This is a genomic window from Methylobacterium symbioticum (assembly GCF_902141845.1).
Lineage (GTDB): Bacteria > Pseudomonadota > Alphaproteobacteria > Rhizobiales > Beijerinckiaceae > Methylobacterium > Methylobacterium symbioticum.
Genome location: NZ_CABFPH010000008.1, coordinates 1 through 21,905, shown reverse-complemented (window position 1 = coordinate 21,905; position 21,905 = coordinate 1). Strand labels below are relative to the sequence as shown.

General features: G+C 68.9%; 24 protein-coding genes. 18 read left to right on the top strand and 6 right to left on the bottom strand.

Annotated features, from left to right (window positions below; translation table 11 throughout):
* Positions 1 to 14 precede the first annotated feature (14 nt).
* The gene (locus MET9862_RS04670; protein ID WP_142581946.1) at positions 15 to 569 is read right to left on the bottom strand and encodes a hypothetical protein; all 555 of its coding nucleotides are present in this window, start codon (positions 567 to 569) and stop codon (positions 15 to 17) included.
* A gap of 163 nt (positions 570 to 732) precedes the next feature.
* On the opposite strand from MET9862_RS04670, the gene MET9862_RS29160 reads away from it, so the two are divergent.
* Positions 733 to 876 (top strand): hypothetical protein, encoded by a 144-nt coding sequence (locus MET9862_RS29160; protein ID WP_185156747.1) that lies wholly within the window; start codon positions 733 to 735, stop codon positions 874 to 876.
* On the opposite strand, the gene MET9862_RS04665 is transcribed toward MET9862_RS29160, so the two are convergent.
* Together MET9862_RS04665 and MET9862_RS04660 are read right to left on the bottom strand one after the other, a co-directional pair.
* Entirely contained in the window at positions 857 to 1,582 is a 726-nt protein-coding gene (locus tag MET9862_RS04665) for a gamma-glutamylcyclotransferase (RefSeq protein ID WP_142581945.1), read from the bottom strand. The two genes, MET9862_RS29160 and MET9862_RS04665, sit on opposite strands and share 20 nt — an antisense overlap.
* A 47-nt stretch (positions 1,583 to 1,629) precedes the next feature.
* Complete coding sequence (locus tag MET9862_RS04660) at positions 1,630 to 2,040, bottom strand: hypothetical protein (protein ID WP_142581944.1); 411 nt, start codon at positions 2,038 to 2,040, stop codon at positions 1,630 to 1,632.
* Positions 2,041 to 2,150: 110 nt separating this feature from the next.
* Between MET9862_RS04660 and recO the strand changes: the two genes are divergently transcribed.
* Both recO and parC read left to right on the top strand, forming a co-directional pair.
* Entirely contained in the window at positions 2,151 to 2,867 is a 717-nt protein-coding gene (gene recO, locus MET9862_RS04655) for a DNA repair protein RecO (RefSeq protein ID WP_142581943.1), read from the top strand.
* 157 nt (positions 2,868 to 3,024) lie between these two features.
* The gene (gene parC / locus MET9862_RS04650) at positions 3,025 to 5,271 is read left to right on the top strand and encodes a DNA topoisomerase IV subunit A (protein ID WP_142582009.1); all 2,247 of its coding nucleotides are present in this window, start codon (positions 3,025 to 3,027) and stop codon (positions 5,269 to 5,271) included.
* Positions 5,272 to 5,320: 49 nt separating this feature from the next.
* Here parC and MET9862_RS29155 read toward each other — a convergent pair whose 3' ends face one another.
* Positions 5,321 to 5,473, bottom strand: coding sequence for a hypothetical protein (locus tag MET9862_RS29155; RefSeq protein WP_185156746.1), 153 nt, complete (start codon positions 5,471 to 5,473; stop codon positions 5,321 to 5,323).
* A gap of 179 nt (positions 5,474 to 5,652) precedes the next feature.
* Here MET9862_RS29155 and MET9862_RS04645 point away from each other — a divergent pair, with 179 nt between their 5' ends.
* Together MET9862_RS04645 and MET9862_RS29150 are read left to right on the top strand one after the other, a co-directional pair.
* Complete coding sequence (locus tag MET9862_RS04645; protein ID WP_142581942.1) at positions 5,653 to 7,068, top strand: FAD-binding oxidoreductase; 1,416 nt, start codon at positions 5,653 to 5,655, stop codon at positions 7,066 to 7,068.
* A gap of 382 nt (positions 7,069 to 7,450) precedes the next feature.
* Positions 7,451 to 7,621: a hypothetical protein gene (locus tag MET9862_RS29150; protein WP_185156745.1), complete on the top strand. Its 171-nt coding sequence runs from the start codon at positions 7,451 to 7,453 to the stop codon at positions 7,619 to 7,621.
* On the opposite strand, the gene MET9862_RS04635 is transcribed toward MET9862_RS29150, so the two are convergent.
* Positions 7,622 to 8,515: an amino acid ABC transporter substrate-binding protein gene (locus tag MET9862_RS04635; RefSeq protein WP_142581941.1), complete on the bottom strand. Its 894-nt coding sequence runs from the start codon at positions 8,513 to 8,515 to the stop codon at positions 7,622 to 7,624.
* 8 nt (positions 8,516 to 8,523) lie between these two features.
* A complete protein-coding gene (locus MET9862_RS04630) occupies positions 8,524 to 9,807 on the bottom strand; it encodes a dicarboxylate/amino acid:cation symporter (RefSeq protein WP_142581940.1) in 1,284 nt (427 codons plus the stop codon).
* Between the two features lie 235 nt (positions 9,808 to 10,042).
* Between MET9862_RS04630 and MET9862_RS04625 the strand changes: the two genes are divergently transcribed.
* From MET9862_RS04625 to MET9862_RS04565, 13 genes are all read left to right on the top strand, one after another.
* The gene (locus tag MET9862_RS04625; protein ID WP_142581939.1) at positions 10,043 to 10,960 is read left to right on the top strand and encodes an ABC transporter permease subunit; all 918 of its coding nucleotides are present in this window, start codon (positions 10,043 to 10,045) and stop codon (positions 10,958 to 10,960) included.
* Positions 10,960 to 12,339: a high-affinity branched-chain amino acid ABC transporter permease LivM gene (gene livM / locus MET9862_RS04620; RefSeq protein ID WP_142581938.1), complete on the top strand. Its 1,380-nt coding sequence runs from the start codon at positions 10,960 to 10,962 to the stop codon at positions 12,337 to 12,339. The genes MET9862_RS04625 and livM overlap by 1 nt, the downstream gene beginning before the upstream one ends.
* 6 nt (positions 12,340 to 12,345) lie before the next feature.
* Positions 12,346 to 13,251 carry an ABC transporter ATP-binding protein gene (locus MET9862_RS04615; protein WP_142581937.1) on the top strand — a complete coding sequence of 302 codons (906 nt, stop codon included), beginning with the start codon at positions 12,346 to 12,348 and terminating at the stop codon, positions 13,249 to 13,251.
* On the top strand, positions 13,248 to 14,045 hold the full coding sequence (locus tag MET9862_RS04610; protein WP_142581936.1) for an ABC transporter ATP-binding protein: 798 nt from the start codon (positions 13,248 to 13,250) through the stop codon (positions 14,043 to 14,045). The genes MET9862_RS04615 and MET9862_RS04610 overlap by 4 nt, the downstream gene beginning before the upstream one ends.
* Positions 14,046 to 14,047: 2 nt before the next feature.
* Complete coding sequence (locus MET9862_RS04605; RefSeq protein ID WP_142581935.1) at positions 14,048 to 14,419, top strand: DUF6867 family protein; 372 nt, start codon at positions 14,048 to 14,050, stop codon at positions 14,417 to 14,419.
* 69 nt (positions 14,420 to 14,488) lie between these two features.
* Entirely contained in the window at positions 14,489 to 15,607 is a 1,119-nt protein-coding gene (locus tag MET9862_RS04600; RefSeq protein WP_142581934.1) for a branched-chain amino acid ABC transporter substrate-binding protein, read from the top strand.
* Between the two features lie 417 nt (positions 15,608 to 16,024).
* Positions 16,025 to 16,948 carry an amino acid ABC transporter substrate-binding protein gene (locus MET9862_RS04595; RefSeq protein ID WP_142581933.1) on the top strand — a complete coding sequence of 308 codons (924 nt, stop codon included), beginning with the start codon at positions 16,025 to 16,027 and terminating at the stop codon, positions 16,946 to 16,948.
* A gap of 154 nt (positions 16,949 to 17,102) precedes the next feature.
* A complete protein-coding gene (locus MET9862_RS04590) occupies positions 17,103 to 17,825 on the top strand; it encodes an amino acid ABC transporter permease (RefSeq protein ID WP_142581932.1) in 723 nt (240 codons plus the stop codon).
* Positions 17,825 to 18,517, top strand: a complete 693-nt coding sequence (locus MET9862_RS04585; protein ID WP_142581931.1) for an amino acid ABC transporter permease — start codon at positions 17,825 to 17,827, stop codon at positions 18,515 to 18,517. The genes MET9862_RS04590 and MET9862_RS04585 overlap by 1 nt, the downstream gene beginning before the upstream one ends.
* A 160-nt stretch (positions 18,518 to 18,677) precedes the next feature.
* Positions 18,678 to 19,406, top strand: a complete 729-nt coding sequence (locus tag MET9862_RS04580) for an amino acid ABC transporter ATP-binding protein (RefSeq protein ID WP_185156751.1) — start codon at positions 18,678 to 18,680, stop codon at positions 19,404 to 19,406.
* Between the two features lie 256 nt (positions 19,407 to 19,662).
* Complete coding sequence (locus MET9862_RS04575) at positions 19,663 to 20,331, top strand: DUF1007 family protein (RefSeq protein ID WP_142581929.1); 669 nt, start codon at positions 19,663 to 19,665, stop codon at positions 20,329 to 20,331.
* Positions 20,322 to 21,311, top strand: a complete 990-nt coding sequence (locus MET9862_RS04570) for a nickel/cobalt transporter (protein WP_142581928.1) — start codon at positions 20,322 to 20,324, stop codon at positions 21,309 to 21,311. The genes MET9862_RS04575 and MET9862_RS04570 overlap by 10 nt, the downstream gene beginning before the upstream one ends.
* Positions 21,312 to 21,431: 120 nt before the next feature.
* Positions 21,432 to 21,905: hypothetical protein (locus MET9862_RS04565; RefSeq protein ID WP_142581927.1), on the top strand; the 474-nt coding region annotated here is incomplete at its 3' end.

Below are 21,905 nucleotides of genomic sequence, written 5' to 3'. Positions count from 1 at the left end.
GCCGAGCGGGGCGTTCAAAATCCCTGAAGGCAGGGGCTCACCGTCGTGCGCAGGGATGCCGTCTGCCCCTCGGCGACGACGAAGGTCGCCACCACAGGCGCATCGCCCTTGCGCGGCGAGCCTTGAGTCCAGACGAGCTTGGCGCCGGGCTCGGCCAGCGCCAGGGCGACCTCGCGCAGGGGCGCCTCGCCGCGCCGGGCGGGCGCGACGGTGAGGGTGAAGCTCGTGGCCGGATCGGCGGCCACCGCGCCGCTCGCCCGAACCCGGGTGGTACGAACCCCGGAGCCCGTGACGGTGCGCAATTCGGCGAGCGGCGCGGTGCTGCCGCTCGGGCCCTCGAGCCCATCGAAATCGAAGGACAGCCCCGTGAAGAGCGGGACGGTCAGCGTCGCCGCGATGCCGGTCTTGGGCTCGCAGGTGAGACGGAGCGTCACGGCGCGGCTCTCGGGCCCGAGTGCCGCCGTCCCGGCGAGATCGAGGCTCTCCGCAGAAGCCTGGGTGATCCCCGCCACCTGGGCGGTCACCGCCAGGAGGGCCGCCGTCACGCCGAGCCAGATCCCTGCCGTCATCCTCGTCCCTTCCGTCCCTTCAGCCCCCGTCCGGGCGCATCAACCCTTTCTTGACCCTACCGGCAAGCGCCCGGGATGACGCCGGGCCCATGTGCGCCAGCGCAAGTCCGTCAGATGCGATCGAGCTTAAACAGCCGCGCTTAAGGCTGTTGAGACCGGTTCGATGCGTACCAAGGTGGTTCTGGCGCTGACGCTGTTCGTCTACCTGATGAACGGCAAGGCGCCGGGTTTTCGTGAGCTGCGCAACCCCGATGCGGAGCACCATTCCGGCCGCGCCGTGCTCGCGCTCAAGCGGACCTGGATCTGAGCGCGCCCTCGCGCGCATCGACCGCGCAGGCCCTCAGCCGCTCCGCCACCAGCTTCTGCAGCGACCAGAGGTGGCGGTCGCGGATGCCGAGCTCGGCGCAGGCCTGGACGGTGCGGAACAGGTATTCCGCGCTCGGCCCCATATGCCCGCAGGCGGCCGCGATCTTGTCGGCGATCTCCGCATCCGAGAGGCGGCCGCTGTAGCGGTCGCTCGCCCGGTTCACCAGGAAGGTCAGCGCCGAGACCGTGCCGCCCTCCGTCTCGACGGGAAGCCAGCGCGCGACATAGCCCATGCCGCGCATCTCCCGCCGCCAGACCGGCATCAGCGTCTCGTGCAGATCCGTGCCGGTGAGCCGGAAGGCGACGCCGCGGCAGATCCCGCCCCGGTCGAGGGCGAGCACGAAGCCCGGCCGGTCCGGCGTGCCGCGGAAGCGGCGCTGCAGCAGGCAGAACCGGCGATGGAAGCCGCGCACGGTGCCGAGCCGGCTCTCGGCATAGGCGAATTCCGGCCGCCACATCAGCGAGCCGTAGGCGAAGACCCAGATCTCGTCGTCGCCGCGCCGGTCCGCGATGATCTGGGCGAGGCCCGGCCGCAGCTCCTCGTCGGTCATGAGCCGAAGCGCGGTCTCGTCGTCCGGCACGGGCACGCTGTGGGCGCGTGCGATCAGGTCGAGGTTGAGGTCGAGGTCGTCCGTGAGGCTCGGCATGGCGGCGAGCCCAGCATGCCGCGTGCCGGGGCGCAAGCGTGGCAGGCTCAGGCGCTCGGGTTGCCGAGCGTCTCCAGTTCCGGGAACGGCTCCGTGCGGTGGCCGGTGCAGACCTCGTCGTCCTCGATGACGCGGAGCCGGCCCGCCGCCTTGTCCTCCTGCACCACGATCTTCGGCCGCTCGGCCTTGCCGAAGGTGCGGCCCTTCATGTGGGTCGAGACACAGTAGAGCGTGCGGCCGCCATCCTCGAACGGGCCGCTGATCCGGCTGTGCTCGAACCGCACCGGGATCAGCGAGACCGAGCCGAACTCCACCCGGTCGAGCGCCACGCGGGCGATGCGCGCGCGCAGGCTTCCAGCGTCCGCTGACAGCGCCGTGTCCAGCTGCGTTCGGCGCGCCATGCAGCCGCCGAGGCCGAGAGCCACCACGACAGCGCAGCACGCGATCCGAACCGGCATCCGATTCTCCTCCGATGCTGGGAGTATAGGCCGCAACCGGCACCGGCTGAACCGAATTCGGGGCTCGAACCGCGCTCCCGGAATGCGCGCGGAACGACTATCTCTGCCCCATGCAGTGGATCGACGAGGGCATCGTTCTGGGCGTGCGTCGGCACGGGGAGACCGGCACCGTCCTGGAGTCGATGACCCGCGCGCATGGACGCCATCTCGGCCTCGTCCATGGCGGCCGCTCGCGCCGCATGCAGCCCGTGCTGCAACCGGGCAACCGCGTGCGCCTGACCTGGCGGGCGCGGCTCGACGAGAGTCTCGGCTCCTACGCGGTCGAGCCGGTGGAATCGGTGGTGTCGCGGCTGATCGGCTCCTCGCTTGCCCTCTACGGCGTCACGCACATGGCGGGGCTGCTCAGGCTCCTGCCCGAGCGCGATCCCCATCCCGAACTCTACGAGGCGGCCTGCATCCTGATCGAGCGGCTGGACGATCCGCACATCGCCCCGCCGCTGATGGTGCGGTTCGAACTCGCCGTCCTGGCCGAACTCGGCTTCGGCCTCGATCTCGGGGCCTGCGCGGCGACCGGCACGAACGATGCCCTGATCTACGTGTCGCCGCGCTCCGGGCGCGCCGTCAGCGCCTCGGCGGGCGAGCCCTATCGCGACCGGCTGCTGCCGCTGCCGGGCTTCCTCCGGGGCGAGGGGCTCGGACCGGACGACGTTACCAAGGGGTTTACCTTGACGGGCTATTTCCTCAATCAGCACATCTGGGGCCCGCGGGCCCTGCCGGTGCCGGAGGAACGGGCACGATTCGTCGCACTCAGCCAGCGTGATGGCTGAGGATGTTCGTGTTATGTTCCGACCCGGCGGCGGAGCGCGCTGAGCCGCGCCCGGTGCGATCCGCGCCCGCGCCTGCCGGGCGGCGATCGTCCGCCGGGCGCAGGGTCGCCGGCACCGCGCCGGATGCCCTGCAACGAGAGGAATGAACGGAGCCGTCATGGGCCAGCCCTTCGAGCCGCCGTCCGGCGACGGCATCGAGAGCGTCGAGCTGAAATCCGCGCTGGAAGAGCGCTATCTCGCCTACGCGCTCTCCACGATCATGCACCGGGCCCTCCCGGACGCGCGCGACGGCCTGAAGCCCGTGCATCGGCGCATCCTCTACGGCATGCGCCTGCTGCGGCTCGACCCGAACACGGCGCACAAGAAATGCGCCAAGATCGTCGGCGACGTGATGGGCGACTTCCACCCGCACGGCGACCAGGCGATCTACGACGCGCTGGTGCGGCTCAGCCAGGATTTCGCCCAGCGCTATCCGCTGGTCGATGGCCAGGGCAATTTCGGCAATATCGACGGCGACGGCCCGGCGGCCTACCGCTACACCGAGGCGCGGCTGACCGAGGTGGCGCGCCTGCTCCTCGACGGGATCGACGAGGACACGGTCGATTTCCGGCCCTCCTACAACGGCGAGAAGGAGGAGCCGGTCGTGCTGCCGGCGGCCTTCCCGAACCTCCTGGCCAATGGCAGCCAGGGCATCGCGGTCGGCATGGCGACCTCGATCCCGCCGCACAACGCGGCCGAGCTGTGCGACGCGGCGCTCTATCTGATCAGCCATCCGGAGGCGACCTCGGCCCAGCTCGGCCGGTTCGTGCAGGGTCCGGATTTCCCGACCGGCGGCATCCTCGTGGATTCGGCCGAGAGCATCGCCGAGGCCTACCGCACCGGCCGCGGCGCCTTCCGCGTGCGCGCCCGCTGGACCAAGGAGGAGCTCGGCCGCGGCACCTGGAACATCGTCGTCACCGAGATTCCCTACGGCGTGCCGAAGAGCCGGCTCATCGAGAAGATGGCCGAGCTGCTGCAGGAGAAGAAGCTGCCGCTGCTCGCCGACGTGCGTGACGAATCGGCCGAGGACGTCCGCGTCGTGCTCGAGCCGCGCTCGCGCAGCGTCGATCCGGTCATCCTGATGGAATCGCTGTTCCGGCTGACCGAGCTCGAGGCGCGCATCCCGCTGAACCTCAACGTGCTGGTCGACGGCCTCGTGCCGCGGGTGATCGGCCTCGCCGAGTGCCTGAGGCAGTGGGTCGACCATCGCCGCGTGGTGCTGCAGCGGCGCTCGCGCTTCCGCCTCGGCCAGATCGAGCGGCGCCTGGAGATCCTGGGCGGCCTGCTGATCGTCTATCTCGATCTCGACGAGGTCATCCGCATCATCCGCGAGGAGGACGAGCCCAAGGCCGCGCTCATCGCCCGCTTCACGCTGACCGAGATCCAGGCCAACGCCATCCTCGACACGCGGCTCCGCTCCCTGCGCAAGCTGGAGGAGATGGAACTGAAGCGCGAGTTCGAGGCGCTCACCGCCGAGAAGGCGGAGATCGAGGACCTGCTCGGCTCGGACGAGAAGCAGTGGAAGACGGTGCAGGCCCAGATCCGCGCCGTGAAGAAGACCTTCGGCCCCGAGACCAAGCTCGGCCGCCGCCGCACCACGCTCGAGAACCCGCCCGACACCGCGGGCGTCGACTTCACGGCGGCGCTGGTCGAGCGCGAGCCGATCACCGTGATCGTCTCGGAGAAGGGCTGGATCCGCGCGTTGAAGGGCCACGTGGCCGACCTCTCGGGCGTCGCCTTCAAGGGCGACGACGCGCTCAAGATCGCCTTCCCGAGCGAGACCACGGCCAAGATCCTGCTGCTCGCCTCGAACGGCAAGGTCTTCACCATCGAGGCCGCGAAGCTGCCGGGCGGGCGCGGCTTCGGCGACCCGGTCCGGCTGATGGTCGATCTCGACGACGGCACCGAGGTGGTGGCCGCGCTCCCCTACAGGCCCGAGAGCAAGCTCCTCATCGCGGGGTCGGACGGGCGCGGCTTCATCGCCCCGGCCGACGCGCTCGTCGCCAACACGCGCAAGGGCAAGGGCGTGCTCGGCCTCGACGGGGACGCGACGGCGGCGCTCCTGGTGCCGGCCGAGGGCGACCACGTGGCGGTCTGCAGCGCGGACAAGCTCCTGCTGGTCTTCCCGGTCACGGAGCTGTCGGAGCTGACCCGCGGCAAGGGCGTGCGCCTGCTGCGCTGCCGCCAGACCACGCTGGCCGCGGCCCAGGTCTTCAGGCTGGCCGAGGGCCTGCCCTGGCGGGACGGCGCCGGCCAGGGCCGTCTCGCCACCCAGCAGATGCTCGAGAAGTTCATGGGCCATCGCGCCGATACCGGCAGCCTGATGTCGCGCAGCTTCCCGACCTTCCAGCGGTTCGGGGCCTGAGCCGGGCGTGACGGCGGCGGGGACGATCGCCCCCGCCGCGGACCACGCCCTATCCCAGGAACTGCGCCGCGCCGAACAGGCCGCCGAAGACCACGCAGATGAACAGGATCAGCGCGGCCACCACACCGACGGTCTGGATCGACTGGCGTCTGTCGCGTCTCAGATAGGCGCGGCGCCCCGCATCGTCCTGCATGTCGTCCACCCGTCGTCCGACCTGTCATCGGGTCCGAATGCGCGGCGCCGCGAAAGGCTCCCGCAACGCGGCACAGAGACCCGGCCGGGATGAGCGCCGCCCTGGCCGCGTGCGGCTCCACGCTGCTTTGCCGGCACGCGTCGGACGAGCTATGGCCTGCCTGCTCACAGGCGAGACCCGATCCTCCGATGCAAGCCACAGCCACGCCTCCGCTGACCGCACCCGGTAGCGACGCCGTCGCGGCTGTGGTCTCGGGCCTGCGCGACCGCTTCGGCGACCGGCTCTCCACCGGCCAGGCGGTGCGCGAGCAGCACGCGAGCACGCTCACCTGGGCGCCGAGCCAGCCGCCGGATGCGGTGGTCTTCGCGACCTCCACCGCGGAGGTGCAGGCGGTGATGCGCCTCTGCGCCGAGCACCGCGTCCCGGTCATCCCCTTCGGCACCGGCTCGTCGCTGGAGGGCCACGTCAACGCGCCGTTCGGGGGCGTCAGCGTCGACCTGTCCGGCATGAACCGGATCCTCGCGGTCAACGCCGAGGATCTCGACTGCGTTGTGGAGGCCGGCCTCACCCGCAAGGCGCTGAACGTCGCCCTGCGCGACCAGGGCCTGTTCTTCCCGATCGATCCGGGTGCGGACGCCTCCTTCGGCGGCATGGCCGCGACGCGGGCCTCGGGCACCAACGCCGTCCGCTACGGCACCATGCGCGACGCGGTGCTGGCGCTCACCGCGGTGACGCCGAACGGCGAGATCGTCCGCACCGGGAGCCGCGCCCGGAAATCGGCCGCCGGCTACGACCTGACCCGTCTCCTCGTCGGCTCGGAGGGCACGCTCGGCCTGATCACGGAGCTGACGCTGCGCCTCTCCGGCATCCCGGAGGCGATCTCGGCCGGCATCTGCTCCTTCCCGAGCGTGAAGGCGGCCTGCGACGCCGTCATCCTGACCATTCAGACCGGCATCCCGGTCGCGCGGATCGAGCTTCTGGACGAGATGCAGGTTCGCGCCTGCAACGCCTATTCGAAGCTCTCCCTGCCCGAGACGCCGCTCCTGCTGCTCGAGTTCCACGGCACCGACGCCTCCGTGCGCGAGCAGGCCGCCCGTTTCGGCGAGATCGCGGGGGGGGAGGGTGCCGCCCCCTTCAGCTGGGCGAGGGAGACGGAGGCGCGGAACCGCCTCTGGCAGGCCCGGCACGATGCCTACTGGGCCGCGCTCGCCCTGCGGCCGGGCGGGCGGGCGGTGGCGACCGATGTCTGCGTTCCGATCTCGCGGCTCGCCGAATGCGTCGCCGAGACCAAGCGCGACATCCTGGAGACCGGCCTCGTCGCGCCGATCGTCGGACATGTCGGCGACGGCAATTTCCACGTCCAGCCGGTGGTCGATGTGGACGATCCGGAGGAGGTGGCGCGCGTCGCCGGCTTCGTCGACCGCCTGGTCGCCCGGGCGCTCGCCATGGACGGCACCTGCACCGGCGAGCACGGCATCGGGCAGAAGAAGATCCGCTATCTCGAAGCGGAGCACGGCCCCGAGGCGGTCGCACTCATGCGCAGCCTGAAACAGGCCTTCGACCCGCTGGGGATCATGAATCCGGGCAAGGTGCTGCGCGGGTGAGGGGCGGCCGGACGGCCCAGACGGGAATGCCTGCAGGCCTTGCGCCAACCAGCGGCCACAGGAATTCACAGATCGGCACGGATCACGCCCCGCCTCCCATCAGGCGCGACGCGCCCCCTCTCCCCGCCGGGCGGGGAGAGGCCCACGGGGACCTTGTCGTCCCTGTGGGAAGCGAGAGGCGAAGCCGAAGCGGCGGTGAGGGGGTGATTCCGGAAGAGACACCTCCGTTCAAGCCCCCTCACCTTCGGCTGCCGCCTCGCTCAGCCGACGACGAGGTCGGCTGAGCCCTCTCCCCGCAAGCGGGGTGAGGGGATCCGCGGCGGTCCGGTTCGATCAACGGGACCGTTTGAATCCGGCAGACCGCAGAGAGGAGAGGACGTGTGTGCTGCCCGACGAGGTGATCTTCGGCATCCGCATCGGCCGTGAGCGGCGCGATTTCGAAACGCGCGGACGGATGAAGTCTTCCTCTCCGCCCGTTCATGGCAACGAGGGTATTCTTCGCTTCTCGACCCCTCCGCCCGCCGCGGTCTCAGCCCGGCGGGCGCTTTTTTGATCAGTCCTCCAGACCGATCAGCTGGAAACTGGTGCGCAATTCACTCGACATCGGCACGTTGAGGCGCTCCCCGTTCGGCAGGCGCTTGAGGAACCAGCGCTCGTAGATCCAGCGCAGCTCGCGCGATTCGGCCAGCCGCACGAAGGCCGCGTTCACGGTCGCGGCGAGGTCGGGGTCGTCCTTGCGGAACATGATGCCGTAGGGCTCGAAGGAGAGCTTGTCCGGCAGGACCGTGAAGCGCCCGCCCTCGGCGCCCGCATCGGCGATGAGCCCGTAGAGCAGCACGTCGTCGGTGGCGAAGGCGTCGGCACGGCCCTCCTTCACCATCGCGAAGGCGGCGGCGTGATCGGGCGCCGTCAGGATCTCGGTCTGGAGCTTCAGCTTGGCGACGAGGCCGCGCAGGGCCGCCTCGTTGGTCGTGCCCGAGGTCACCACCACCCTGCGGCCGCCGAGATCCCGGTAGGAGCGGATGTCGGAGTCGCGCGGCACCAGCAGCGTCGTCGCGCTGACATAGGTGACGGGCGAGAAGGCGACGCTGCGCCGGCGCTCGGCATTGGCGGTGGTCGAGCCGCATTCGAGGTCGATCCGGCCCGCTTTCACCGCCTCGATCCGGGTATCGGGTGTCACCCGCTCGTAGCGCACGCGCAGGTCGGACCGGCCGGTGGCGCGGCCGATCTCGTCCACGATCTCGCCGCAGAGGTCGATCGCATAGCCCACCGGCCGTCCGCGATCGAGGAAGGAGAAGGGCACCGATGTCTCGCGGTAGCCGATCACCACCTCGCCGCGTTCGGCGATCGCCTTCAGCGCGCCGGTGAGGACCTCGACGGCCTGGGCCGGCAGGGGCAGGGCGAGGAGGACGAGCCCGAAGGCGACGGCGAGCCGGCGCACCGACATGGCCCGCCTCATTCCGCCGGAGAGGGCAGGGGGCTGACGTCCCGGTCGAGCCTCTGGTCCTCCGTCGCGAGCTGGCCCTCCCATTTGGCGACCGCGACCGTCGCGACGCTGTTGCCGAGGACGTTCGTGGCCGAGCGGCCCATGTCGAGGAACTGGTCGATGCCGATGATGAGCAGCAGCCCCGCCTCGGGGATGTTGAACTGCGAGAGCGTCGCCGAGATCACCACCAGGGAGGCGCGCGGCACGCCCGCCATGCCCTTCGAGGTCACCATCAGGAGAAGCAGCATGGTGAGCTGCTGCCCCCAGGTGAGCGGGATGTTGTAGGCCTGGGCGATGAACATCACCGCGAAGGTGCAGTACATCATCGAGCCGTCGAGGTTGAACGAGTAGCCCATCGGCAGCACGAACGAGGTGATGCGGTTGGGCACGCCGAACTGTTCGAGGTTCGACAGGGTCTTCGGATAAGCCGCCTCGCTCGACGCGGTCGAGAAGGCGAGCACGAAGGGCTCCTTGATCAGGTTGACGAGCCGCCGGATGCCGCCGGAGCCGACGAGCAGGAAGCCCGCGAAGAGCAGCAGGCACCACAGCACCGCGAGGCTCGCGTAGAATTCCAGCATGAACTTGGTATAGGTGACGATCACGCCGATGCCCTGCGTGGTGATCGTCGCGGCGATGGCCGCGAAGACGGCGAGCGGCGCGAACAGCATCACGTAGCCCGTGACCTTCAGCATCACGTCGGCGAGGGCTTCGATGCCGTGGGCGAGGGCGTGCCCCTTCTCGCCGAGGGCGGCGAGCGCCACGCCGAAGAAGATCGAGAACACCACGATCTGCAGGATCTCGTTGTTGGCCATCGCCTCGACGGCGCTCTTGGGCACCAGATGCGTGACGAACTCCTTCAGCGAGAGCGAGGCCGCCTTGAGGCCCGTGCCCGCCCCGGCCTCCGGCAAGGGCAGGTTCAGGTTGTGGCCGGGCTGGAGCAGGTTCACGAGAATCAGCCCCAGCATCAGCGAGCAGAACGAGGCCGCGACGAACCAGAGCAGAGCCTTGCCGCCGACGCGGCCGACCGAGGCGGTATCACCCATGTGGGCGATACCGACGACCAGCGTCGAGAACACCAGGGGCGCGATGATCATCTTGATCAGCCGCAGGAAGATGTCGCTGACCAGCGAGATATACCCCGCGATCTCCTTGGCCGTCTGCGGATTCGGCCAGGTGATGCTGCAGAGGTAGCCGACGACGATGCCGAGCAACATGCCGATGAAGATCATCGTGGTGAGGCGTGACCCTGCCATGCGCCGTCTCCTCCGCCCACAGGCTTAATCTGTGATGCGAAGGCTGACGCATCTTCCGCGCCACTGGCAAGGGATTTTGCCGGGCGTGCGGGATGATTTGCCTGTTCTGTTCGTAAAGCTGCGCGCACGGTACGTGGCGTCAGACGGGAGCAGCCGTCACCGAACCCGGCTGGCGGCAAGCGCGGCAGTGCGGTACGGGACTTGCTGAACGGCGGCGAGGCATCACGGGACCGCGATGGACGTCTTCCTTCAACAGCTCATCAACGGGCTCACGCTCGGCTCGATCTACGGCCTGATCGCCATCGGCTACACGATGGTGTTCGGCATCATCGGCATGGTGAACTTCGCCCACGGCGACGTCTTCATGGTGTCGAGCTTCATCGCGCTGATCGCGTTCCTGATCCTGACGGCCTGGCTCGGGATCAGCTCCGTGGCGCTCGCCCTGCTGATCGTGCTCGTGCTGGCGATGGCGCTGACCGCGCTCTGGGGCTGGGCGATCGAGCGGGTGGCCTACCGGCCCCTGCGCGGCTCGTTCCGTCTGGCCCCGCTGATCTCGGCCATCGGCGTCTCGATCTTCCTGTCGAACTTCGTGCAGGTGACGCAGGGCGCGCGCAACAAGTCGACGCCGCCGATGCTGGAGGGCGGCATCGCGCTGATGCAGAGCGAGGGCTACACCGTCTTCCTGTCCTACAAGCAGGTGCTGATCATGACGGTGACGGCCGTGCTGCTCACCGGCTTCTGGTACCTCGTCCAGCGCACCCCGTTCGGCCGGGCGCAACGCGCCTGCGAGCAGGACCGCAAGATGGCCGCGCTGCTCGGCATCGACGTGGACCGCACCATCTCGCTGACCTTCGTGCTGGGCGCGGCGCTCGCAGCGGTCGCCGGCGTGCTCTACCTGCTCTATTACGGCGTGGTCTCGTTCTCGGACGGCTTCGTCCCCGGCGTGAAGGCCTTCACCGCGGCCGTGCTCGGCGGTATCGGCTCGCTGCCGGGCGCCGTGCTCGGCGGTCTGATCATCGGCCTGATCGAGGTGTTCTGGTCGGCCTATTTCTCGATCGAGTACAAGGACGTGGCCGCTTTCTCGATTCTCGCCATCGTGCTGATCTTCATGCCCTCGGGGATCCTGGGCCGCGCCGAGGTCGAGAAGGTCTGATGGCGGACGCGCGCACCTCCAGCCTGCCGGACATCCTGCGGGATGCCGGCCTCTACGCCCTCGTCGCCTTCGGCCTCTGCATCCCGATCGTCGCCTACCGCACCAATGCGGGCCCGACCGGGCTCGAACTGACGCCGCGCTGGCCGCTGGTGGCGGCCTTCTGCGCCGCGATCTTCGTCCTGCGGGTGGTCCAGCGCCTGATCCTCGCCCGCCGCGACGCGCGCCGCGCCCTGACGCCGTCGCCGGCCCAGGCCACCGAGGCGGTCCAGGGCGAGCCCGATGCCGGCCAGCGCGTGTCGACCTTCGGCCTCTACGCCTTCCTCGGCATCGCCCTCACCCTGCCGGTGATCGCCTCCCTCGCGAGCGGAGGCCTCGGTCCGGCGCGCTACTGGATCGATCTCGGCATCCTGATCCTCACCTACGTGATGCTCGGCTGGGGCCTGAACATCGTCGTCGGCCTGGCGGGCCTGCTCGACCTCGGCTACGTCGCCTTCTACGCGGTCGGCGCCTATTGCTACGCGCTGCTCTCCACCACCTTCGGCCTGTCCTTCTGGGTGTGCCTGCCGCTGGCCGGCCTGTTCGCGGCGGCCTGGGGCATGGTGCTGGGCTTTCCGGTGCTGCGCCTGCGCGGCGACTACCTCGCCATCGTGACGCTGGCCTTCGGCGAGATCATCCGCCTCGTCCTGATCAACTGGACCGACCTGACCGGCGGCGCGGCCGGCATCTCCTCGATCCCCCGCGCCAGCTTCTTCGGCATCCCGTTCTCGGCGGACGAGGACGGCTTCGCGGCGCGCTTCGGGCTGGAGTTCGATTCCATGCACCGGGTGGTGTTCCTCTACTACCTGATCCTGGGGCTCGCGCTGCTCACCAACTTCGCGACGTTGCGCCTGCGGCGCATGCCGATCGGCCGTGCCTGGGAGGCCCTGCGCGAGGACGAGATCGCCTGCCGCTCCCTCGGCATCGACACCACCACGACGAAGCTCACGGCCTTCGCCCTCGGCGCGGCCTTCGCAGGCTTCGCCGGCTCGTTCTTCTCGGTGCGCCAGGGCTTCATCAGCCCGGAGAGCTTCACATTCCTCGAGAGCGCGATCATCCTGGCGATCGTGGTGCTCGGCGGTATGGGCAGCCAGGTCGGCGTCGCGATCGCGGCCGTCGCCATGGTCGGCGGACCGGAGCTGCTGCGCAATCTCGGCTTCCTGAGCGCCGTCTTCGGCGAGGGGTTCGACCCGAACGAGTACCGCCTGCTCCTGTTCGGCCTCGCCATGGTCGCGATGATGGTCTGGCGCCCGCGGGGCCTGATCTCGGTGCGCGTGCCCTCCGTGTCGCTGGGGGAGCGCCGCGCCATATCGGGCGCCCATGTCAGCGAAGGACACGGCTAGAACGGCATGACGGTCCTGACCCCCGCGAACCCGAAGACCGCCGAGAGGATCGCCGTCGGCCGCGACGCGGTCCTCTCCGTCGTCCACCTCACCATGCGCTTCGGCGGCCTCACCGCGGTGAACGACCTCTCCTTCGAGGCGAGGGCCGGCGACATCACCGCGCTGATCGGCCCGAACGGCGCCGGCAAGACCACGGTCTTCAATTGCATCACCGGCTTCTACAAGCCGACCGAGGGGATGCTGCGCCTGGCGCATGCGGACGGCACCGTGCATCTCCTCGAGCGGCTGCCGAACTTCGCGGTGAACCGCACGGCGCGCGTGGCGCGCACCTTCCAGAACATCCGCCTGTTCCCAGGCATGACCGTGCTGGAGAACCTGCTCGTCGCCCAGCACAAGCCGCTGATGCGCGCCTCCGGCTTCACCGTGCTCGGGCTTCTCGGGCTCGCGGGCTACCGCTCGGCCGAGACGGCAGCGATCGACACGGCGAAGGGCTGGCTCGACCGCATCGGCCTCATGGATCGCGCCGACGATCCTGCCGGCGCGCTCCCGTACGGCGCGCAGCGACGCCTTGAAATCGCTCGCGCCATGTGCACCGATCCGGTGCTCCTCTGCCTGGACGAGCCAGCCGCCGGCCTCAACCCGCGCGAGAGCGCCGAGCTCAACGCGCTTCTGCGCTACATCCGCGACGCGCACCACACCTCCGTGCTCCTCATCGAGCACGACATGTCGGTGGTGATGCAGATCTCCGACCATGTCGTGGTGCTCGATTACGGGTGCAAGATCGCCGACGGCACGCCCGACCAGGTCCGCGCCGATCCCAAGGTCGTCGCCGCCTATCTTGGCGTCGAGGACGAGGAGGTCGAGCGCGTCGAGGCTGAGGTCGGCATAAGTCATGGGGAGGCCGGAGCATGAGCGTCGCCGGCATCAACGTGCTCGTGGAGGAGACTCGCGCCCGCCAGGCCGCGGCCACGGCGCCGCTCCTCGCGATTCGCGACGTCTCGACCTATTACGGCAGCGTCGCCGCCCTCCGGGGCGTCGATCTTGAGGTTGGCGAGGGCGAGATCGTCACGCTGATCGGCGCCAACGGGGCCGGCAAGTCGACCCTGATGATGACGATTTTCGGCGCGCCCCAGGCCCGGACGGGGTCCGTCGTCTATGCCGGCCAGGACATCACGCGCCTGCCGACCCACGCCATCGCCCGCCTCGGCCTCGCCCAGTCGCCGGAAGGCCGGCGGGTGTTTCCCCGCATGAGCGTGTTCGAAAATCTCCAGATGGGCGCCAGCCTACACGGCGGCCGCCACTTCGCCGGGGACCTGGAGCGTGTCTGCGCCCTGTTCCCGCGACTCAAGGAGCGCCTTCAGCAGCGGGCCGGCACCATGTCGGGCGGCGAGCAGCAGATGCTGGCAATCGGGCGCGCCCTGATGAGCCGGCCGCGCCTCCTTCTCCTTGACGAGCCCTCTCTCGGCCTCGCGCCTCTCGTGGTGAAGGGCATCTTCGACGCGATCCGCGATCTCAACCGCCAGGACGGGATGACGATCTTCCTCGTGGAGCAGAACGCCTATCACGCGCTCAAGCTCGCCCATCGCGGCTACGTGCTGGTGAACGGACGCGTCACGATGAGCGGGACCGGCCGCCAGCTCCTCGACGATCCCGCGGTGAAATCCGCCTATCTCGAGGGCGGCCATGGTGTCGCTGCGGGAGCCTGACCATGCAGGGCATCGTCTACGAAGAGCCTTCAGTCTGGCTCTTCCTCCTCGTCACCCTCGTGATGGGCGGCTGGGCCGGCTGGATGGCGGCGCGCGCCGTCGCGCGGGCCTGGCGCCCCTTCTGGCAAGCGGCGCTCTCGCTGCTCCTCGTCGCGGCGGCGGTGCGCTTCATCCATTTCGCCCTGTTCGAGGGCACGCTTCTCTCGGCGCAATACTATCTCGCGGACGCCGCCGTGGTGATGCTGATCGGCGCGCTCGGCTTCCGGGCGACCCGAACCCGGCAGATGACCACGCAGTACCGTTGGCTCTACGAGAAGACCTCACCGCTGACTTGGCGCGAGCGCCCTTCCGGTGCCGAGCAGCAGCGGCCATGATCCGATCCGGAACGCCTTGCGCCGACTGATTCCGCGCAAGGATCGTGAGTAGCGAAGGAGACGACCGGGATGAGAGCAGTACTATTGGCGGGCCTCGCGCTCGGCCTCCTGGCCTCGGGCGCCCAGGCGCAGGTGAAGGTCGCGGTGGGTGGTCCGATTACGGGCAACAGCGCCGCCTTCGGCGCCCAGCTCAAGAACGGAGTCTCCCAGGCCGTCGAGGACATCAACAAGGCGGGTGGCATCAAGGGCCAGAAGGTCGAGTTCTCGTCGGGCGACGACGCTTCCGACCCGAAACAGGGCGTCTCGGTGGCGAACAAGTTCGCCTCGGATGGCGTGAAGTTCGTGGTGGGCCACTTCAACTCGGGCGTGTCGATCCCGGCCTCCGACGTCTACGCCGATGCCGGCATCGTCGAGATCACGCCGGCCTCGACCAACGTGAAGTTCACCGAGCGCGGCCTGTGGAACGTGTTCCGCACCTGCGGCCGCGACGACCAGCAGGGCGCGGTGGCGGGCGACTACCTAGTGAAGAACTTCAAGGGGAAGAAGGTCGCGATCATTCATGACAAGACCCCCTACGGGAAGGGCTTGGCCGATGAGACACTGAAGGCCTTCAAGGCCAAGGGCGGCAAGGAAACCCTCTATGAGGGCATCAACCCGGGTGAGAAGGACTACTCGGCGCTTGTCTCCAAGCTGAAGCAGAACGGCATCGACGTGGTCTATTTCGGTGGCTACTACACCGAGGCCGGCCTGATCATCAGGCAGATGCGGGATCAGGGTCTGAAGGCGCCGATGATGGGCGGCGACGGTATGGTCGACAAGGAGTTAGTCGCCATCGCAGGTCCCGGTGCCGAGGGAACGCTGACCACGTTCCCGCCGGACGCCCGCAAGAATCCGAACGCCAAGGACGCGGTCGCCGCCTTCAAGGCCAAGGGCATCGATCCCGAAGCCTACACCCTCTACGCCTACGCCGCGGTGCAGATCTTCAAGCAGGCGATCGAGGGCGCGGGCTCGGCCGATCCGAAGAAGGTCGCCGCCTTCATGCGCGAGGGCAAGCCGTTCACCACGGTGCTCGGGCCGATCTCGTTCGACAAGAAGGGCGACATCACCAAGCCCGACTACGTGATGTATACCTGGAAAAAGAACGACAAGGGCACGGTGGACTACACCGGCAACGAGGTGACCCAGTAGCCGGTCGCGGAACAAGCCGAGCGAATGGGGGCCGGTCCGCGCATGCGCGGGGCGGCCCCGTTCGCATCCAGCCGCTACATCGCCCGTGGAACGTCTCTCCGGCCGCACCGGAAACCCGGTGCGGACGCACAAGGAATGTGCAAGATGCACGCGGCACGGGCGAACTCGCCCGGCTCGGCGCCGTGGGCGGACGATCAGAGTGGATAACCTGGGCAGATCCGGCCTTCGCCGCGGCAGCACGCCCGACCACCGGGTCGAATATGGCCTGCATCGTCCCTGCGCGGCAGCCCGGTCGGCTCGCATCTCCGTGATCCAACCCCGCAAACCGGCACCATCATTGCAAAGGCGCGCCTGCACGCCGGGCGCGCCTTTGGCGCACGCCGACGCCCGCTCGGCATGATTGGGAGTTTCGTTCTGATGCAGTTTCAATTCGATCGTCGCGGAGTGGCACTCGGCCTCGCCCTCGGCGCATCCCTGTTCGCCGGCTCAGTCCAGGCCGAGGAACTCACCGGAACGCTCAAGAAGGTGAAGGACACCGGCGCCATCACCATCGGCTACCGCGATTCCTCGGTGCCCTTCTCCTACCTCGACGGGAACCAGAAGCCGGTCGGATATGCGATGGACATCTGCTACAAGATTGCCGAGGCGGTGAAGGCGCATCTCAAGCTCGACAAGATGGAGGTGAAGCTCAACCCGGTCACCTCCGCGACCCGCATCCCGCTGATCGCCAACGGCACGATCGATCTCGAGTGCGGCTCGACGACGAACAACGCCGAGCGCCAGAAGCAGGCGACGTTCACGAATTCTCACTTCCTCACGGCGACCCGCTACGTCGCCAAGAAGGACGCGAACCTCAAGACCATCGAGGATCTGAAGGGCAAGACCGTCGTCTCGACCTCCGGAACCACCAACATCAAGCAGATCAACGAGGCGAACACCGAGCGCAAACTCGGCCTCACCATTCTCCCGGCCAAGGACCATGCCGAGGCCTTCCTGATGGTCGAGACCGGGCGGGCCGCCGCCTTCGTGATGGACGACGTGCTGCTCGCCTCGCTCGCCGCCAGCTCGAAGACGCCTGACGCCTACGCGATCTCGACCGAGGCGCTCTCCAAGCCCGAGCCCTACGGCATCATGCTGCGCAAGGATGACGCGCCCTTCAAGGCCGTCGCCGACGCGGCGACGAAGGCGCTCTACACCAGCCCTGAGGGCAAGGCGCTCTACGACAAGTGGTTCACCAAGGAGATCCCGCCGCGGGGCATCAATCTGAAGCTGCCGATGACCGAGGCGATGGAGAAGCAGTTCAAGACCCCGAGCGACAGCCCGGATCCGGCTGTCTACTGATCCGGCGTTGCGCCTCGCGTGGGGCTTGCGAGTCCCACGCGAGGTTCCTGTGCAGAAACAGGCCCATCGAGCGGTTTCCAGCGGCGCATCCGCACGCGATCTGCTCGACTGAGCTGAACCTCCCTCGGCCCGGACTCGGCGAAGTCTCGAATCAATGAACTACAATTGGAACTGGGGCATCTTCTTCGAGCCCTCGCCTGAAGGCGCCGGCACCTATGCCGACATGCTGCTCTCCGGGCTTCTCTGGACCATCGCCACCGCGTTGTGTTCCTGGGTGATGGCCTTCTGTCTCGGCTCGGTGATCGGCGTCCTGCGCACCCTGCCGAACAAGGCGGCAAACGCAGTCGGCACCGCTTATGTCGAGCTGTTCCGCAACATTCCGCTGCTGGTCCAGATGTTCCTCTGGTACTTCGTCCTGCCGGAAGTCCTTCCGACGTCCTGGGGGAATTGGCTGAAGCAGCTGCCGAACGCACCGTTCTACACGGGCGTGGTCTGCCTCGGCTTCTTCACGGCCTCGCGCGTGGCCGAGCAGGTCCGTGCCGGCATCCAGTCACTTCCGCGCGGGCAGCGCATGGCCGGCACCGCGATGGGCTTCACCGTCACCCAGACCTACCGCTACGTGCTGCTGCCGAACGCCTATCGGATCATCCTGCCCCCGCTCACCTCCGAATTCCTGAACAACCTCAAGAACACGTCGGTGGCGCTCACCATCGGCCTCCTCGAGCTCACCGCCCGCGCGCGCTCGATGCAGGAATTCTCCTTCCAGGTGTTCGAGGCCTTCACGGCCGCCACGCTCCTTTATGTCCTCATCAACATCGTCGTGATCACGGCGGCCTCGTTCATCGAGCGCGCCGTGACGATCCCGGGGCAGCGCTGATGCTTTCGAACTTCGACTTCAGCGTCATCGTCTCGTCACTGCCCTACCTGTTCGGGCAGGGCATGGTGTTCACCGTCTCGCTCACCGCCATGGCGGCGGGCATGGGCATCGTACTGGGAACACTCATTGCCATGGCGCGTCTCTCGGGCGTGCCGGGCCTCAAGCACATCGCCAAGGTCTATGTCGAGCTGATGCGCTCGCTGCCGCTCGTGCTGGTGATCTTCTGGTTCTACTTCCTGGTTCCCTATATCGGCGCCTACGTGACCGGCGCTTCGAATCCGATCCAGGTCGGAGCATTCCCCTCGGCTTTGATCACCTTCACGCTGTTCGAGGCGGCCTACTTCTCCGAGATCATGCGCGCAGGCATCCAGTCGATCCCCAAGGGGCAGACGGCTGCGGCCTCGGCGCTTGGCATGAACTACTGGCAGGCGATGCAGAACGTCGTCCTGCCCCAGGCCTTCCGCAACATGTTGCCGCTGCTGCTGACGCAGACGATCGTGCTCTTTCAGGACACCTCGCTCGTCTACGTGCTGTCGCTGACCGACTTCCTCGGCGCCGCCTCGAAGGTCGCGCAGCGCGACGGCCGCCTCGTCGAGATGTATCTCTTCGCGGCTGTCGTCTATTTCGCGATCTGCCTGACCGCTTCGTTCCTGGTGCGGCGCCTTCAGGCCCGCGTCGCCATCATCCGCTGAGCGCGCAAGCCGCAGCTTCAACGAGGATCGTGCCATGACCTCCACGCCGATGCCGGCCCCCACGCCCTCCAATCCCGTCGCTCCGGCGGGCCAGGCGCCCACCGATGACGGTCTGCAGCAGGGAAGCCTGATCCAGCCCGGGACCCGCACGGGCGAGACGATGATCGCCATCGACAACGTCAGCAAATGGTACGGCGACTTCCAGGTGCTGACGAATTGCACCACCAGCGTCTCCAAGGGCGAAGTGGTGGTGGTCTGCGGCCCCTCCGGTTCGGGCAAGTCCACCTTGATCAAGACGGTGAATGCGCTGGAGCCTTTCCAGAAGGGTCAGATCACGGTTGCCGGCACCAAGGTCCTGGACAAGTCGACCAACCTGCCGAAGCTCCGCTCGCGGGTCGGCATGGTGTTTCAGCATTTCGAGCTGTTCCCGCACCTCACGATCACCGACAACCTCACCATCGCCCAGCGCAAGGTCCTGAAGCGCAGCGGCGAGGACGCGAAGAAGCGCGGCCTCGACCTGCTGGCCCGCGTCGGCCTCTCGGCCCACGCCCATAAATTCCCGGGGCAGCTCTCGGGCGGCCAGCAGCAGCGCGTGGCGATCGCCCGGGCGCTCGCCATGAACCCGGTGGTGATGCTGTTCGACGAGCCGACCTCGGCCCTCGACCCGGAGATGGTCGGCGAGGTCCTCGACGTGATGGTGGAGCTTGCCAAGGAGGGCATGACCATGATGGTCGTGACCCACGAGATGGGCTTCGCCCGCAAGGTCGCCGACCGCGTCATCTTCATGGACCGCGGCGAGATCGTCGAGGACGCCCAGAAGGAAGACTTCTTCGGCAAGCCCCGTTCCGAGCGCGCGCAGACCTTCCTGTCGAAGATCCTGCAGCATTAGAGCGGTCTTAAGCCGGAATGGATGCCGGTTCGGCGTAAGAGAGCGCGTCACAACAATGGCTTGGAGCCGTGCCCCGTCGCAACGCGATCGGGCGCGGCTCTAAGGCGCGCAGGAGCGGTCATTGGACAGCGCAGTCCCGGGGCTCCCCCCGAGACCGCGTCGCGAGGCCTGGACGATCGGGACGCCTCGCTTTCGCCCCATGAAGCGGGCAAGCGCGTTCACCGATCCTTTACCAGAGCCCGCGAGCGTCCGACCCATGCCGACCGCCGCGCCCGCCTTCCGCCTCGCCACCGTCGCCGGCCTTCTCGTCCTGGCGGCCACGTCCGCCTCGGCCCACCCGCATGTCTGGGTCACCGCGAAGGCCGAGATCGACTACGCATCCGGTCAGGTCACCGGCATCCGTCACAGCTGGACGTTCGACGCGGCCTACTCGGCCTTCGTCACGCAGGGGCTCGACAAGAACGGCGACGGCAAGCTGACGCCCGACGAGCTTGCGGGACTTGCGGCCGAGAACACCCAGAACCTCGCGGAATTCGGCTACTTCACGAAGCTCAAGGTCGCCGGCAAGGAGCAGACCTTCGCCGAGCCCACCGAGCCGCGCATGGCGATGGAGGGCGACGCGCTGACCTTGAGCTTCCTGCTGCCCCTGAAGGCGCCGGCGACGCAGGGACGCGGCGTCGTCGCGCTCGAAGTCTACGATCCGACCTTTTTCGTCTCCTTCGGCCTGGCCGAGGGCGCGGACGCGGCGCGGCTCGCCGGGGCGCCCACCGGCTGCGCCGCCACGATCACCCGGCCGAAGACGCCCGATCCCAAAACCGCTGACGCGGCCAAGCCCGGCATGACGGAAGCCTTCTTCGAGGCGCTGACGGCGGCCTCCAATTACGGCGTGCAATACGCGCAGCGGGTTCTCGTCGCATGTCCGTGAGCATCGGGCTGGCGGCTGAGGCGCCGCGCGGCCGTCTCGCGCGGCGCCTCGCGCTGATGGCCGGGGCGATCGCGGCCGCTGCGCTTCTGCTCGCCGGCCTGTCCTGGCTGGTGATGCCAGGTGCGGTCGCGCCGCCCCCGCGCTCGCCCTTCGGCATCGGCTTCCGCGAGGCCGCGCCAGCCGCGACGGGCCTCGGCGGCTGGCTGCTCGCCGTCCAGTCGAGCTTCTCCCGCAGCCTTCAGGCGGCCGTCCAGGCGCTGAAGGCGGGCGGCGACGGGATGCCGCTCGCGCTGCTCGGCTTCGCCTATGGGGTCTTCCATGCCGCCGGGCCGGGCCACGGCAAGGCGGTGATCGCAGGCTACATCGTGGCCGGCGAGCGCACGCTTCGGCGCGGCTGCGCCCTGAGCTTCGCCGCCGCGATGCTGCAGGCTGCCGTCGCCATCGCGATCGTCGGGATCGGCAGCCTGATCCTCGGCGCCACGGCCGCGGCGCTGTCGCGAGCCGGCACCCTCGTGGAAACGGCGAGCTTCGCCCTCGTGGCGCTGATCGGCCTCGCAGTGACCTGGCGCAAGGCCGGGCGCCTCGCGGCGGCGAACCCGGCGGCCTGCGGCCCGGACTGCGCCCATATCCGCCTCGATCCGCGGGCCGAATCCTGGCGCGAGCGCGCGGGCGTGGTGCTCGCCGCAGGCTCGCGGCCCTGCGCGGGCGCGGTGCTGCTCCTGGTCTTCGCCCTGTCGCAGGGCGTGCTCTGGGCCGGCATGCTCGCGGTCCTGGCGATGGCGCTCGGCACCGCGCTCACCACCACGGCGCTCGCCTGCCTCGCGGTCTTCGCCAAGACCGCGGCCCTGCGCCTTGCGGGCGGGCGTGGGCGGGCCGGCGAGATCGCCCTGGGCGGGCTCGAGCTCGTGGCCGCGGCCTTCGTGCTCGTTCTGGGCCTCGCCATGCTCACCGGCCTGGCGCTCGGGATCGGCGGCGCCTGAGAGCGCTGCGAGCCGACGCGGATCTCAGGTCCCGCAGAGGGGCGCGGCTGCGAGTGCCCCTCGCCAAGCCCGCCGTGCCGTGGCAGGCTCCTCGGCCTCCCGCGGGACGACGAGGACGGCATGGCTGACGGCTTCGGGCATATCCTCAACTGGCGCCTGCTCGCCGGATCGCACCCCTTTCCGGGGCCGGACGGCGGCACCTGCATCAACGAGGCGGCGGTGGTGGCGGCCGGTCTGCCCTACCGAGCGATCCGCTCCAGCGCCGATTGCCCGCCCTGCTTCTCGCATCCGCTCGCGGCCTACGCGCTCGGATTGAACGATGCCATGCCCGATGCCGAGCGGCATCGCCTGATGGTCTTCGTGCTGCGCCTCTCGGGCTCGGCCGACCGGCCGGAGATCGAGGCCGCACGCACCCGTCATCTTGCCGTGGCGGGCATCCGGCGCATTCTCGGCCCGCTCTGCGGCGTCGCCGGCCTGCCCGAGCTCGCGGAACGCTGCGCGGCGGCCGAGACGGGGGACGCCGCGCTCGCCGCCGCCCGCTCGGCTGCCTGGCATGGCGGCCTGCGCGCCGAGGACGCCAGCCACCGCCGCCAC